Genomic DNA, 14,467 nt, shown 5'->3' with positions numbered 1-14,467 from the left:
CCGGCTGCACCACCGCCACGTGCACCGACCAGGCTGGGCCGGGGGTCGACGGAAGGAACCGCAATGAGCATGGAGTCCGCGGCCTGGAGCTCGCTCTACAAGATCTCGTCCGCCCGAGGCGGAAAGCACGGTATCTCGCGTGCCTCTGTGCGTCGGATCCTGACGTTCTCGGTGCCCTACCGGGCCAAGCTGATCGTCTTCATCCTCCTGTCCGTCGTGGGAGCGTTCCTCGCGGTAGCGACGCCGGTGCTCGCCGGCAGGGTCGTCGACGTCATCGTCGCCAACGGCGCAATCGCCACGATCGTCTGGCTCGCGATCGGCATCGCCGGGGTGGCCCTGGCCGATGCCGGTGTCTCGCTCGTGACGCGCTGGTACTCGGCGCGCATCGGCGAGGGCGTGATCTTGGATCTCCGTACGGCGGTCTTCAACCACGTGCAGAAGATGCCGATCGCGTTCTTCACCCGCACCCGGACGGGCGCCCTCGTGAGCCGCCTCAACAACGACGTGATCGGGGCGCAGCAGGCCTTCAGCGGCACGCTGTCGGGCGTGGTCACGAACGTCGTGGCGCTGATCCTCACCCTGATCGTCATGCTCAGCACCTCATGGATCGTGACCGTCCTCGCCGTGGTCATGCTGCCGATCTTCCTGATTCCCGCGCGCCGGATGGGCAGTCGACTCGCCGCGCTGCGCCGTGAAGCCGCCGACCACAACGCCGCCATGAGCACGCAGATGACCGAACGTTTCTCGGCCCCCGGTGCCACCCTCGTCAAGCTCTTCGGCCGGCCCGACGACGAGGCCGAGGAGTTCCGCGTGCGCGCCGCCCGCGTGCGCGACATCGGGGTGCGCGCCGCGATGCTGCAGTTCGTCTTCGTAACCGCCCTGACGCTCGTCTCCGCTCTCGCCCTCGCGCTCGTGTACGGGCTCGGCGGTTTCCTCGCCCTTCGCGGCCAGCTGAACACCGGCGACGTGGTCACCCTGGCACTCCTCCTCACCCGCCTCTACGTTCCGCTGACCGGCCTCGCGAGCGCCCGAGTCGAGATCATGAGCGCGGTGGTCAGCTTCGAGCGTGTCTTCGAGGTGCTGGATCTCGAACCGCTCATCCAGGAGAAGCCCGATGCCGCCGCCGTTCCTGACGGGCCGGTGGCCGTCGAGTTCGACGACGTCCGCTTCGCCTACCCGTCGGCGGACAAGGTGTCGCTCGCCTCCCTCGAGGAGGTCTCCACGCTCGACACCCGCGGCGGCGACGAGGTGCTGCACGGCATCTCCTTCCGGATCGAACCGGGGCAGACAGTCGCCCTCGTCGGGACGTCCGGTGCCGGAAAGTCGACGATCGCGCAGCTTCTCTCGCGCCTGTACGACGTCGACAGCGGCGCCGTGCGCCTGTCGGGAACGGATGTCCGCGACGTCAGCTTCGCGTCCATGCGGCACACCCTCGGCATGGTGACGCAGGACGGCCACCTATTTCACGAGACCATCCTGTCCAACCTCCGCCTGGCGAGGCCGGAGGCGACCGACGACGAGGTGTGGGACGCCGTCCGACGAGCACGGCTCGAACCGCTCATCCGGTCGCTGCCCGATCAGCTCGACACCATGGTGGGGGAGCGTGGCTACCGACTCTCCGGGGGTGAGCGTCAGCGGATGACGATCGCGAGACTCCTGCTCGCCCAGCCGCGCGTCGTCATCCTCGACGAGGCGACGGCGGCCCTGGATTCGACGTCGGAGGCCGCTGTGCAGGCGGCGCTCAGCGAGGCTCTCGAGGGACGCACCGCCATGGTGATCGCACACCGCCTCTCCACAATCCGGAGCGCGGACACGATCCTGGTGATCGAGGACGGATCGATCGTGGAGCGCGGCACGCACGAGGAACTGCTGGCCATGGGTGGGCGGTACGAGGAACTCCACCGGACCCAGTTCGCGGTGCAGAAGAACGTCGCGGCAGACGAGGACGCATTGAGCTCGAGCTAGTCGCGTCGCGACACCGGCGCTCGCCGGATCAGCCCCCTTTGTCGGCCTTTGCGGCGTCGCGGGGCGCACGATGGAGCAGTGTTCATCCCCACCCGATCCGCCGGCCTCGACGCGCTCGAAGAGTTCGTCCCCCGCGCGGGCTTCGATTACGCCCGCAACCGCAATCACGACCTCGGGGTGTCGAGGGACAACGTCTCAAAGCTGTCGCCCTACGTGCGCCATCGCCTGGTGACCGAGCACGAGGTCGTTGCCGCCGTCCTCGAACGACACAGCCTCCGCGGCGCCGACAAGTTCGTGCAGGAGGTGTTCTGGCGCACCTACTGGAAGGGCTGGCTGGAACAGAACCCCGAGGTATGGCGTCGCTATCGCCGCGACGTGGAGGAGTTCGCGACCGGCGATCTCCTGGAGGCCTACCGCGACGCCGTGGCCGGGCGGACCGGCATCGACGCTATGGACGCCTGGGTGCACGAGCTCATCGACACCGGCTACCTGCACAACCACACGCGGATGTGGTTCGCAAGCATCTGGATCTTCACCCTCGGCCTGCCCTGGCAGCTCGGCGCCGACTTCTTCTACCGGCATCTGCTCGACGGAGATGCGGCGTCGAACACGCTGTCGTGGCGGTGGGTCGCCGGCCTGCAGACCAAGGGCAAGACCTACCTCGCATCGGCCTCCAACATCGCGCAGTACACGGAGGGCCGTTTCTCGCCTACCGGGCTCGCCAGCGAGGCCCGAGCGCTCGCCGAGGACCCCCTCCCGCCTCGCACGGCCATCGAGCCGAACGACGTCGTGGGGCAGCTCGGAGATCGCATCGGCCTGATGCTGCACGAGGAGGACCTCGAGGCCGGCAGCCTGCTCGCGGAGCAGCCCGGGCTCGCCGATCGGCTGGTGGCGACCGCCGCAGTCGCCGACTCGGGAGAGCGGTCTCCGTTCGCGGCGTCGGAGGCCGTGGCGGCGTTCACGGCGACGGCCCTCGACGATGCCGCGGCCCGCACTCTCGACGCCGGCGGCCGCCCGGCCCGGATCCTCGTCGACACGCTCCCCTCGACCGTCCTGTGCTGGGCGGAGTCCGAACAGCTCGACACCGTGGTCGTGCCCTTCGCACCGGTCGGCCCCGTCCACGAGAGGCTCGAGAAGTTGCGCCCGATCCTCGCCTCGGAAGGGGTCGCCCTCGTCAGCGTCCGCCGTCGGTGGGACAGCCTGGCGTGGCCGCACGCGTCGCGCGGGTTCTTCCCGTTCCGAGAGCAGATTCCGACGCTCGTTCGCCAGCTGGGTGTTGCGCCCTCGCTGTGACCAGAAAGACGGCAGGATCCGTCGGCTAGGCCCGAACGCTTGAGGACGAGTCAGACGAGACACGCCGTCCAGGGCCGCGATGTATCGTCAAGATTCGCCATGCGTCCTGAAGGGACACCCCGTTATGCGCTCGTCGTCTTCGCCCGGTTTCGATCTGCGGGGTGCCGTCGAAGGTCTCCGGCAGACCTTCGCTTCCCCCTCCACGGCGGACGCGAGCCCCGACGTCCGAGAAGGCGAAGGAGAGGGCGGCGACATCCGGGCGGCTGTTCTCCGCGAACTCAGCGATGAGTCGATGCACGGCTACCAGATCATCCGCGCCATCGAAGCCCGATCCGGCGGTACGTGGAAACCGACCCCCGGTTCGGTCTACCCGACTCTGCAGGTGCTCGACGATGAGGGGCTGGTCTCGGCCGAGCAGGTCGGTGAACGGAAGGTCTATTCGCTGACCGACACGGGGCGCTTGGCCGCTGCTGCCGCTGCCGAGTCGGCCGCCGCTGCCTCCGCTGCTGCCGACTCTGCCCACGCCGGCTCCGCCTACGCCGCCTCCGGGTCACCGAAGGCACCGCAGCAACCGTGGGGTCAGGGTGTTCACGGAGCTCTCGCTCTCACGAAATCCGCCGCGAAACTGGCCCAGGTGATGACGCTGGTCGCCCAGACCGGCACGCCCCGGCAGACCGAGCGGGCCGTCGCCGTCGTGGATGAGGCGCGCCGCAAGCTCTACGCGATCCTCGCCGAGGAGTAGGGCATGCCGCAGGCCAGTGGCACGCCCGCCGCGCCGCAGACCAGCCGAGCCTCCCGGAAGCGCTACCGCAAGATCGTGCGGTTCGCCTGGATCTTCCTCGCGCAGGCCTGGTGGTACGAGCTCTTTCTCCCGCGCATCGGTCTTCGGCGGTTCGCCGCTCGCGGTCGAACCGCAAGGCTGCAGTTCCTCGCCCAGCGCTTTCGCGTGCTGGCGGTCGACCTCGGCGGCCTGATGATCAAGGTAGGGCAGTTCCTCTCGGCGCGACTCGACATCCTCCCGCCGGAGGTCACGAACGAACTGCAGGGATTGCAAGACGAGGTGGCAGCGGAGCCCTTCGACAAGATCCGCGAGCAGACCGTCGCCGAGCTGGGCATGCCGCTGGAATCCGCCTATGCCTTCTTCGACCCGACTCCGATAGCCGCGGCGTCCCTCGGTCAGGCGCACCGGGCGCGGCTGTCGCCCGCGCTCGCGGCCGACCTGGGGTTCGAGAACGTCATCGTCAAGATCCAGCGACCCGGCATCGACGAGATCGTCGCCGTCGACCTGGCCGCGCTGCGCCGCATCGGCGGCTGGCTCTCGCACGTGAGCCTCGTGTCGAAGCGCGCCGACGCCCCCGCACTCGTCGAGGAGTTCGCCGCGACGAGTCTGGAAGAGATCAACTACTTGCACGAGGCAGCGAACGCCGAGCGCTTCACCGCCGACTTCGCCGGAGACCCCGTGGTCGAGGCGCCGGTGGTGGTGTGGGAACGCAGCTCGCTGAGAGCGCTGACCCTCTCCGACGTCTCGGCGATCAAGATCACCGATGTCGAGGCCCTCAAAAGGGCGGGAATCGATCCGTCGGCAGTCGCCGACGAGTTGGCACGCGTCACCTTCCAGCAGATCTTCGTCGCCGGGTTCTTCCACGCCGACCCTCACCCGGGCAACATCTTCGTCACCCCGGTCGCCGCAGTCGCCGCAGTCGCCGCAGGATCCAGCAGCGCAGGATCCGGCACGGCAGGATCCGAGACGGCAAGATCCGACACCGGTGCCGGCGTGAAGTGGCACCTGACGTACGTCGACTTCGGCATGATGGGCGAGATCTCCGACCCGCTCCGCGCCGGCCTGCGGAACTTCATCCTCGCCGCCGTCGGACGCGACAGCCGAGCCCTGGTCGCGTCGCTGGGCGAACTCGGTGTGCTGCTGTCGACGGCTGACACCGACGAACTCGAACGCGCCATGTCGGCGCTGTTCGACCGCTTCGGCGGCTTGGGCATCGCCGAGCTCCAGACGATCGACCCGCGCGAGCTGGAGGCGTTCGGACGGCAGTTCGGGGAGACTATCCGCGTCCTCCCCTTCCAGCTGCCCGAGAGCTTCCTGCTGCTAATCCGCACCATCTCGCTCGTCTCGGGCGTGACGAGCGCCCTTGATCGCGACTTCAACATGTGGGACGCCGTCGACCCCTTCGCTCGCACCATCCTCAGCACCAATGGCCGCGATGCTCTTCGCGACCTGCCCCGGCAGGCGCTGGCCTACGGCACCACACTCGCTCGGCTGCCGAGGAGGATGGACGAGCTCGCGACCCGGATCGAGCGCGGTCAACTCGCCGTCCGGACACCCGAGGTCGACCGCCGTCTTCGGTCGGTCGAACGCTCCGTCAACCGACTCGGCTCAGCGATCGTCTTCGCGGCCCTCCTCGTCGGCGGCGTCTTCCTGCGGTCGACCGATGAGGTGTTCGGCACGGTTCTCATGGCGACGGCCGCGGTGCCGCTGCTGCACCTCGTCGTCACGCTGCGGAGGCGCTAGCTCACGGTCTCGAACACGGCACACGAGTCGTCCCCTGCCCAGGGTTTCGATCCCCGACGTTGGCGGGCGCTGTTCGTCATGCTCATGGGCCAGTTCGCCGCGCTGCTCGACGTCAGCGTCACGAACGTGGCCCTCCCGTCGATCGGACGCTCGACGGGCGCCGGGCCGGCGGAGCTCCAGTGGATCGTCAGCGGGTACATCCTCGCGTTCGGCCTCATGCCCGTCATCGGCGGACGGCTCGGCGACACCCGAGGGCGGCGCCGCATGTTCATCATCGGAGTCTCGGGCTTCGTGCTCGCCAGCGCCTGCGTGGGCCTCGCTCCCGTGCCGCTCGTGATCATCGCCGCCCGGGTCGTGCAAGGGCTCTTCGGAGGCATAATCGGGCCCCAGGTGTCCGGTTACATCCAGAACGCGTTCCCGAAATCCGAGCGCGGCCGGGCGTTCGGCGGTCTCGGGCTCTCGGTCGGCGTCGGCACGGCCCTCGGGCCCGTCATCGGTGGCCTCCTGATCGCTCTCGGCGGCTCCGACTTCGGGTGGCGACTCGTGTTCTTCATCAACGTGCCGATCGGCATCGTCGCGGTGATCCTGGCGCGTCGATGGGTGCCGAAACAGGAGCCCAAAGGATCCGGGTCGGGCCGGCTCGATATCGCCGGTGCGGTTCTCCTCGGCGCGGCGCTGTTCTTCGTCCTGTTCCCGATCGTCGAGGTGAACGAGGTACACAGCGGCTGGGTGTTCGTCTTCTTCGTCCCCGCGGCCGTATTCCTCGTCCTGTTCCTCCGCCGTGAGTCGCGGCTCACGCGCGAGGCGGCGTCGCCGCTTCTGAACCTGCAGCTCTTCCGCGTTCCTACCTTCGTGACCGGGGTCGCCTTTGCAGTGGTGTTCTTCTGCAGCAACACCGGGATCCCACTCATCCTGTCGCTCTACTACCAGAACGGCCTCGGCTTCACTGCCCTGCAATCAGGCCTCGGTGTGTCAGCGCTGGCGCTCGGCTCCGTGCTCGGGGCTCCCGTCGCGGGCCGACTCGTGCCTCGGATCGGACGCCCGCTCGTCGTCGGTGCGGTGTCGGTGTTCTTCGCCGGCACGATCGTGATCGGTGCCGTCATCCAGGGCGAGCCCGACCTCACCGACCCGGCCACCGTGATCCTGCGTCTCGCGGTGCCGCTGTTCGTGCTCGGAATCGCCGGTGGCGCCATCGTCACCCCGAACCAGACGCTCTCCCTGATGGACGTCGATCCGCGCATGGGCGGGGCCGCGGGCGGTGTGCTGCAGACCGCTCAGCGGATCGGGTCGGCTACCGGGCAGACCGTCCTCGGCACGGTGTTCTTCGCCTTGCTCGGCTCCGCCGTCGCCTCTCGCACAGAGGGTATCCCGGCACCTGAGGTGGGTACCTTCGCCGACGCGCTCAGTCTCGCTCTGATCGTCTCGCTGGTGTTCTCCGGAGCGGCGCTCACGCTCGGGCTCGTCGACCTGCGACGCAAGGCAACACACCACCGGCCCTAGCGAGTGCTCGCTAGGGCCGGTGTCACAGCACTGTTATGGGTGGGGCGACTAGGTCAGGGCTTGAGGACGACCTTAATGCAGCCGTCGCCCTTCGTCTTGAAGAGGTCGTACATCTCAGCGGCCTGCTCGAGCGGCACGGGGTGCGTCACGAGGTCTTCGGTGCCGAGGGGATCCGCAGGATCCTCGACCAGTGGCATGAGGGTATCCGTCCACTTCTGAACGTTGCACTGCCCCATGCGGAGGCTGATCTGCTTATCGAACAGGTTCAAGAACGGGGTCGGGTCGGCGGTGCCGCCGTAGACACCGCTGAGCGACACCGTGCCACCGCGGCGGACGACGTCGAACGCGAGGTGCATGGCGCCGAGGCTGTCGATGCCCGCCTTCTGCATGACGGCCTGGCCAACAGCGTCAGGAAGAACGCCGGCCATCTTCTGGAACAGCCCCACCGCACCGTGCTCGTGGGCTTCCATTCCGACGGCGTCGAGGACGGAGTCGGGGCCGCGGTCGTCGGTCATCTTCTTGATGATCGCCGAGACGTCGTCGGTGAGATCGAGCGTCTCGACACCGTGGCGCTCGGCCATGGTGCGGCGCTCGGGAACGGGGTCGACGGCGATCACTCGGTAGCCCTTGTGGACTCCGATGCGGCTGGCGAACTGGCCGACCGGTCCGAGACCGAGGACAACGAGCGTGCCGCCGTCGGGAACTTCGGCGTACTCGACGCCCTGCCAGGCGGTCGGAAGGATGTCGCTGAGGAACAGGTACCGCTCGTCGGGCAGGGTCGCGCCGACGGTGATGAGGTTGAAGTCGGCACGCTGAATGCGAAGCTGCTCGGCCTGTCCGCCCGGGGTCTGGCCGTAGAGCTTCGAGAAGCCGTAGAGGGTGGCGCCGGAGTCGTACTCGGTGACCTGAGTGGTCTCGCACTGCGAGAACAGGCCGCGGTCGCACATGAAGCAGTGACCGCAGGCGATGACGAATGGGACGACGACGCGGTCGCCGACCTTGATGCGCGAGACCTCGGTTCCGACGGCGGTGACGACGCCCATCGTCTCGTGGCCAAGGACGTCGCCCTTGTCGAGGTAGGGGCCGAGGGCGTCGTACAGGTGCAGGTCACTGCCGCAGATTGCTGCCGAGGTGACTCGGATGACGGCGTCGGTGGGCTCGATGATGGTGGGATCGGGGACTTCTTCGACAGACACCTTGGTGACGGCCTGGTACGTGAGAGCTCTCATACTTCAGGTCTACTCGGTCTTTGGTTGGCGGCCTCGGAGACTCGGAAAATACGGCCCCGGGCTGAGAGAGGAGTTAGTGCTCTTCCGTGAGTCAGATCGCAAAATGGACGCTCACGAGTGAGACGCCTTCAGCGTCATTTCAGCGTCACCTCCTCGTCATCTCCGCGGAGTGAGCCGCGTCTCTTCGAGATCCAGCATGCGTTGCGCTTCGGCCAGCACCCGAGAGGAATACGCGCCGCGGCTCCTGGCATCGAGAAGGCGTTCCCGTTCCGCTTCGACGATCGCGAGCCGGACCTGCCGGTAGACCCGGTGGGGGGTCTCATCGGACGACGACACGTTCTTCTCCGATCGCTCCCAGGCGGACTCGGCTCGAAGGAACGATGCCTGCCGAGCGCGTTCGAGCACGTCGGGGTCGACCCCGTCGACACTGTCGGTGGCATCGTCGGGGTTTCGGATCACTTCGAGGGCGCCGTAGCTGATCTCGTCCAGCAGGGTCGCGAGTTCACGTCGGTCGTCGTACCGGTCGACCCCCTGGATGCGGAGGACGCGAATCAGAATGGGCAGGGTGGCGCCCTGGCCGATGAGCGTGGTCACCGCGACGACGAACGCGATCAACACCAGCTGAGGCCGGTACGGGAAATCGGGGAGGGACTGGGCGGCGGCAAGGGTCACGACGCCGCGCATCCCGGACCACGACAACACGATGCTGCCCTTCCAGTCGATTCTCTCGGCACGCAATTGATCGAGGTCCGCACGCTGCCGCTCATAGCGGAGAGTGGCGGTCTGGCGTCGCCGGTTCGCGATCAGCCCTCGTTTCGGAAGGCGTAGGTCGTGCTCGAGGGAGAGCCAGCGCCGGAAGGTGTCCCGCTCCTTGTGCCGCTCCCGGAATTTGAGGGCCAGAACGAGGGGGCTGAGCCAGGCGAATCGCAGGGCGATCAGCCCGATGGTGATGAGCAGTCCGATCCCGATGGTCTCCGCGACGCCGGTCTTGCCGGAACTGTGCACCTGCTCGATCAGGGTGCGGATTTCGAGCCCGATGATGAGGAAGACCGCGTTCTCCAGGAGGAACTGGATGGTGCGCCAGTTGATCCGATCGCTGATCCTCGCCTGGGCCGTGAATCGACTCGGGCTGGCATGCCCGGAATACAGCCCTGCCACGACCACGGCGAGAACGCCCGAGGCGTGAGCGGCCTCGGTCGGGATGAAGGCGATGAACGGAACCGCGATCGAGAGGGCGGTGTCGAGAACCGGGTCGGTGAACTTCGACCGAACCACGACCGTGGCGTATCCGGCAGCGAGACCGATCACGACCGCGACCACCACTGCGAACAGAAAGTCTCGGCCGGCGGACCAGGGCGTGAGAAAGCCGCCGGCGGCCGCTGCGGTGGCGGAGCGCAGAAGGACTAGGGCGGTCGCGTCGTTCATCAGCCCCTCCCCCTCCAGCACCGTGAGGAGGCGGGGTGGCAACCCGAGGCGGCGGCCGACCGAGGTCGCCGCAACAGCGTCCGGTGGACTGATGACCGCGCCCAACGCGAAGGCAAGCGCGAGGTTCAGGCCCGGGAGAAGCAGGTGCAGGAGAAGTCCGGCGCCCGCGGTGGTGAACAGGACGAGCAGGAACGACAGGCTCGCGATCGACTCGAAGTTGCGGCGGAAATCGACCACGGGCACGCGAAGTGCGGCCGCGAACAGGATCGGGGGCAGGAGACCGTTGAGGATGACGTCGTGCGGGATCTCGATTGCCGGAACCCCGGGGATGTAGGAGAAACCCACACCCACGAGCACCAGGATGATCGGCGCGGCCAAGCCGAGGCGTCTGGAGAACGCCGCCACGGTGACGATGACCGCGATGCCGATGACGGCGAAGAGTTCCAGCTGCACTGGCTCACCGTAGTCGGGTACACGAACTCGGTTGACCACTGCCCGAAGTTGCTCTCAATTTTTGGCATTAGTCGCCATCGGTCGGGTCGTCGCTGGTTTAGATCATCTTTGACAAAGATGATCTTGCAGAGGTATGGTTTAGCTATGGAAACTTCGTCGACGACCGGCGCACCCGTGTCGCTACCGGACATCGATTGGGGTGCCGCCGGTATCGAGACCGAACTCGGTTGGTCTCTCGCAGTGATGTACCAGGGGTTCTCTCGCTTAGGCACGGGGCCGGTCGCCGACATTCCTGGCGGACCACGGGGGTACCAGGTGCTCGTGGCGATCACGACTGAGGAGCCCTCCTCGCAGTTGGCACTTGCTCACCGTCTCGGAGTCGACAAGACCCAGATGACCTATGTGATCGACGGGTTGGAATCGGGCGGGCTTGTCGAGCGTCGACCGAATCCGACCGATCGGCGCGTGCGCCAGGTGTATCCGACTGATGTCGGCAGGACTCTGCTGGCATCGGCACGCGTGGCCCTCCGTGACGCCGAGGGTGTCCTCATGCGAGATCTCAGCCCCGCCGAGCAAACGCAGCTGCGCCGGCTGCTCGCCCGGGTCGCACTGGGGGCCGGCGACGTCGAGTCCTTCATCTCCGATACCCAAGCAGCCAACGAATACCCTGTCGCTTCCCCCGAACGATCCCGCCGCCCGCTTTCTTCGACCTCCCACGATTGAGACGTTCCTCATGACCACAACCATCCTCGTTGCCGGCGCTACCGGTGATCTCGGCCAACGCATCGTCCGCGAACTCCTGCAGCACGATGTCCGACTCCGGGTCCTCACCCGACCCGGCTCCACATCGGCCTCCGCGCTGTTCGGCGATGACGACCGCATCGAGGTCGTGAGCGCCGCCTACTCGGACCACACCGCGCTGACCGCCGCGTCCACCGGGGTCGATGTGGTCGTGTCGGCCGTCAGCGGCATCCGGCCCGTGATCGTCGATGCGCAGCGCGCTCTTCTGAAGGCGGCCGTCGCCGCCGGAGTGCCGCGTTTCATCCCGTCCGACTATTCGGCCGACTACCGCTCGATCGCCCCCGGCAGTAACCGCAACTTCGAGATCCGTCGTGAGTTCGCAGCCGAGGTCGATGCGGCGCCCATCCAGGCGACCTCGATCCTTAACGGAATGTTCACCGACCTCATTGCGAGTGAGGCGCCGATGATCCTCTTCGACCGTCGGCGGGTCCTCTTCTGGTCGTCCGCCGACCAGATTCTCGACTTCACGACCAAAGACGATGTCGCCCGGGTCACCGCCCTGGCAGCTCTCGACGACACGGCGCCTCGCGTCATTGAGATCGCCGGAGCCCAGGTGACGGCCCGCGACATCGCCCGGACGCTGACCGAGCTCACCGGCACGCCCTTCAAGCTGCAGTGGGCCGGCACGACCGGGACCCTGTCTGTCATGAGCAAGGTCGTCAAGCGCCTGTCCAAGAACCCCGACGAGACGTTCCCGGCCTGGCAGGGGATGCAGTACTTCGTCAGCATGTTCAGTGGCCACGCGCAGTTGCGGCACCTCGACAACGACCGCTACGGCACCCACACCTGGACGACCGTCCGCGACGTTCTCCAGGAGCACCTCGCCGGCGCCTAGGTCGTGGGCCGAGATCGCACTTGCGGTCGGGTGCACCCGACCACAAGTGCGATCTCGGCACGGATGAGGTCACGGGGCGCGAGCATGGTGCCGTCATGGCCCAGAATTGCCCCACGACGCACCACCAGCTATCGGAGAACGCCATGACCAGCCCCAGTGAGATCCGCTCCGCCGCCGGGAAGGTCGGCGACAGCCACGCCCTCGAAGTGCTCGCACGCGCCGGATTCGCCGCCAGCGGCCTCGTCCACCTCCTCCTCGGATACCTCGCGATCCGCGTCGCCCTGCACCAGGGCGGTAAGTCCGACCAGTCGGGCGCCCTCGCTCAGGTCGCCAAGCTCCCCGGTGGCGCGATCATCCTGTGGCTGACGGTCGTCGGCCTTTTCGCGCTGGGGCTGTGGCTAGTGATCCAAGCGGTGCTCGGCATCGGCTCGTCGTCGAAGAAGCGCTGGGTGCGCAGCCTGGTCTCCGCTTCGAAGGCGGCAGCCTACGTGGCCCTCGGATTGACGGCAGCACAGACCGCTCTCGGCAGCGCTACGAGCTCCACCAGCACGTCCACGAATGCCAGCGCATCGATTCTCACGCTGCCGGGTGGTCGGATCTTTCTGGTTGTCGTCGGCCTGATTGCCATCGGCGTGGGCGCCTACTTCGTGGCGAAGGGATCGAGGCGGAAGTTCCTGGACGATATCGCCCTGCCGTCGGGAAGCACGGGTCGCGCCATCACCGGCCTCGGCATTCTCGGCTACGTGGCGAAAGGTATCGCCGTCTTCGTCGTCGGAATTCTCTTCATCGTCGCTGCCGCCACGCTTGACCCGCAAAAGGCCTCCGGTCTCGACGGCGCGCTGAAGGCGCTCGCCGCGTTGCCTTTCGGGCAGGTGATTCTGATCGCCGTCGGGGTGGGGCTCATCTGTTACGGGGCGTACAGCTTCGCCCGGGCACGCTTTGCGCGTCTGTAGCCGCGCGCTGAGCGGATTCGTTTCTGCCGGGCCAGCTAGCTCGCTTAATGAGAAGACTTATCGATAAGCTCTGAGAATCATTCTTGACTAGAAAAGATTCCCATGAGATCTCCCTCCCTCACCCGCATCCAGGCGGCGACCGTCGGCCTCGCGCTGCTCGTCGGCGCGGCCGTTACCGCGCCACTTCCGGCCACCGCGGCCACGGCGGCCCCCACCCGAGCGACTCACACCACCTCGGCCGGCCACGACTGGCTCGTCGCCGCCGACCCCGCGGCACACGCGGTCTACGTCGTCGACCCCGCGACGGGACGACGCACCGGCAGCCTCAAGGGCATCGAATTCGGCACGCACGCCGGCACTGTGCAGCTCGGGCACGGGCGCATCGCCTTCATGGACGAGTCGAAGCCGCAGCTCGAGGTGGTGAGCATCTCGGCCACGGGGCGTCCGTCGGTCGTGGCGAGCTATCGGATCCTGAACGCGGATGGGCGGTGGGAGCGCGCGGGCTGGCTCGCCACCGACCCGTCACGCCGGTACATCGCCGTCGGCTCCGACTTCGACGGGTCGACGAAGCAGCAGGTCAGCGTCATCGACCTCGCGAAGAAGAGGATCGAAACGGCGCGGATCACGACCTCTGAGGTCAAGCTGGCGACGACGGGGGAGACCGGCACCGAAGAGATGGAGACGTTTTTGGTCGGGTCGCCGCTCCGGCTCGTCGTGACCGCGGGGGGTCGGTTCGATTCGTACTCGGTGTCGAGGATCCTGAAGGGAGATTCGACCCCGCCGGTCACCGCAACGACGGCGCTCGGTGCGTATCCGCATGGCCCGATCGTCAGTGCCGACGGCCGGGTGATCGGATCCACCCTGCACGACGGCTTCGAGACGGTGCCGGTGACCAAGCGCGGCTTCGGGCGGTCGACGAGTACCCCCTACCCGCAGGTCGCGGTGCAGAGCTACCGCCCGCGCATGGCTCCCGACGGCACGACAGCGGTCGGAACGCAGGCCCAGTCCGCGCCGACATCGACGCAGCCGGCCGCCGATATCGAGGCGCTGCTGACCTCCTCGTCGACCCGCACCTCGCGCGTCGCAACCGTCTCGCTCGGCACCGGAGTCGCCACGCGGGCGGCTGTCGCGAAGGGCTTTGCTGCCGCGGTCGTCACCCACGACGGCACCGACACCCTCACTCTCGTCAGCAGGGGTCGAGACGGGCTCTTCACCGGCACGAAGAAGAGCGTTGTTCTGCCCACTCTCGGTCAGACCACCGGCACCGGCTCGCAGGCGCGCTTTCTCGCAGCGACCGACGACGGCTCGCAGCTCTTCGTGACGCGGGCCGGCACGGGAACGGTCATCGAGATCGACCTCGTGCGCGGGGTGCCGAGGGTGCGCGGTGCCGTCGCCCTTCCTTCGGCGCTCGCCGATGGCGGCTACCTCACCACGGTCGACTCGGGGCAGGCACCGTTCGACCTCAGCGGCCGATGAGCTGACGCCGCTC

11 protein-coding genes are annotated in these 14,467 nt (G+C 67.5%); 9 read left to right on the top strand and 2 right to left on the bottom strand.

Going from position 1 to position 14,467, the window contains the following annotated elements; all coding sequences use genetic code 11:
* Nucleotides 1-63: 63 nt before the first annotated feature.
* The 5 genes from VH571_RS11975 to VH571_RS11955 all read left to right on the top strand — a co-directional run bounded on the left by VH571_RS11975 (nt 64) and on the right by VH571_RS11955 (nt 7,282).
* Complete coding sequence (locus VH571_RS11975; RefSeq protein ID WP_423264791.1) at nt 64-1,965, top strand: ABC transporter ATP-binding protein; 1,902 nt, start codon at nt 64-66, stop codon at nt 1,963-1,965.
* Between the two features lie 78 nt (nt 1,966-2,043).
* On the top strand, nt 2,044-3,258 hold the full coding sequence (locus VH571_RS11970; RefSeq protein ID WP_423264790.1) for an FAD-binding domain-containing protein: 1,215 nt from the start codon (nt 2,044-2,046) through the stop codon (nt 3,256-3,258).
* A 124-nt stretch (nt 3,259-3,382) separates the two neighbouring features.
* On the top strand, nt 3,383-4,000 hold the full coding sequence (locus tag VH571_RS11965) for a PadR family transcriptional regulator (protein ID WP_423264789.1): 618 nt from the start codon (nt 3,383-3,385) through the stop codon (nt 3,998-4,000).
* Nucleotides 4,001-4,003: 3 nt separating this feature from the next.
* Nucleotides 4,004-5,782: an ABC1 kinase family protein gene (locus VH571_RS11960; protein ID WP_423264788.1), complete on the top strand. Its 1,779-nt coding sequence runs from the start codon at nt 4,004-4,006 to the stop codon at nt 5,780-5,782.
* A gap of 84 nt (nt 5,783-5,866) precedes the next feature.
* Nucleotides 5,867-7,282 carry an MFS transporter gene (locus tag VH571_RS11955; protein ID WP_423264787.1) on the top strand — a complete coding sequence of 472 codons (1,416 nt, stop codon included), beginning with the start codon at nt 5,867-5,869 and terminating at the stop codon, nt 7,280-7,282.
* Nucleotides 7,283-7,335: 53 nt separating this feature from the next.
* On the opposite strand, the gene VH571_RS11950 is transcribed toward VH571_RS11955, so the two are convergent.
* On the bottom strand, nt 7,336-8,511 hold the full coding sequence (locus VH571_RS11950) for an alcohol dehydrogenase catalytic domain-containing protein (protein WP_423264786.1): 1,176 nt from the start codon (nt 8,509-8,511) through the stop codon (nt 7,336-7,338).
* A 156-nt stretch (nt 8,512-8,667) separates the two neighbouring features.
* Nucleotides 8,668-10,389: a cation:proton antiporter gene (locus VH571_RS11945; RefSeq protein WP_423264785.1), complete on the bottom strand. Its 1,722-nt coding sequence runs from the start codon at nt 10,387-10,389 to the stop codon at nt 8,668-8,670.
* A 144-nt stretch (nt 10,390-10,533) separates the two neighbouring features.
* On the opposite strand from VH571_RS11945, the gene VH571_RS11940 reads away from it, so the two are divergent.
* The 4 genes from VH571_RS11940 to VH571_RS11925 all read left to right on the top strand — a co-directional run bounded on the left by VH571_RS11940 (nt 10,534) and on the right by VH571_RS11925 (nt 14,454).
* The gene (locus VH571_RS11940; protein ID WP_423264784.1) at nt 10,534-11,112 is read left to right on the top strand and encodes a MarR family winged helix-turn-helix transcriptional regulator; all 579 of its coding nucleotides are present in this window, start codon (nt 10,534-10,536) and stop codon (nt 11,110-11,112) included.
* Between the two features lie 10 nt (nt 11,113-11,122).
* Nucleotides 11,123-12,025: an NmrA family NAD(P)-binding protein gene (locus tag VH571_RS11935; protein WP_423264783.1), complete on the top strand. Its 903-nt coding sequence runs from the start codon at nt 11,123-11,125 to the stop codon at nt 12,023-12,025.
* A 143-nt stretch (nt 12,026-12,168) separates the two neighbouring features.
* The gene (locus VH571_RS11930; RefSeq protein WP_423264782.1) at nt 12,169-12,978 is read left to right on the top strand and encodes a DUF1206 domain-containing protein; all 810 of its coding nucleotides are present in this window, start codon (nt 12,169-12,171) and stop codon (nt 12,976-12,978) included.
* Nucleotides 12,979-13,080: 102 nt separating this feature from the next.
* The gene (locus tag VH571_RS11925) at nt 13,081-14,454 is read left to right on the top strand and encodes a hypothetical protein (protein WP_423264781.1); all 1,374 of its coding nucleotides are present in this window, start codon (nt 13,081-13,083) and stop codon (nt 14,452-14,454) included.
* The last annotated feature ends 13 nt before the right edge of the window (nt 14,455-14,467 follow it).

Source organism: Frondihabitans sp. 4ASC-45, assembly GCF_049472575.1.
GTDB lineage: Bacteria > Actinomycetota > Actinomycetes > Actinomycetales > Microbacteriaceae > Frondihabitans.
Note: the sequence above shows the minus strand (reverse complement) of the source record. Positions and strands in the feature narration are given on the sequence as shown.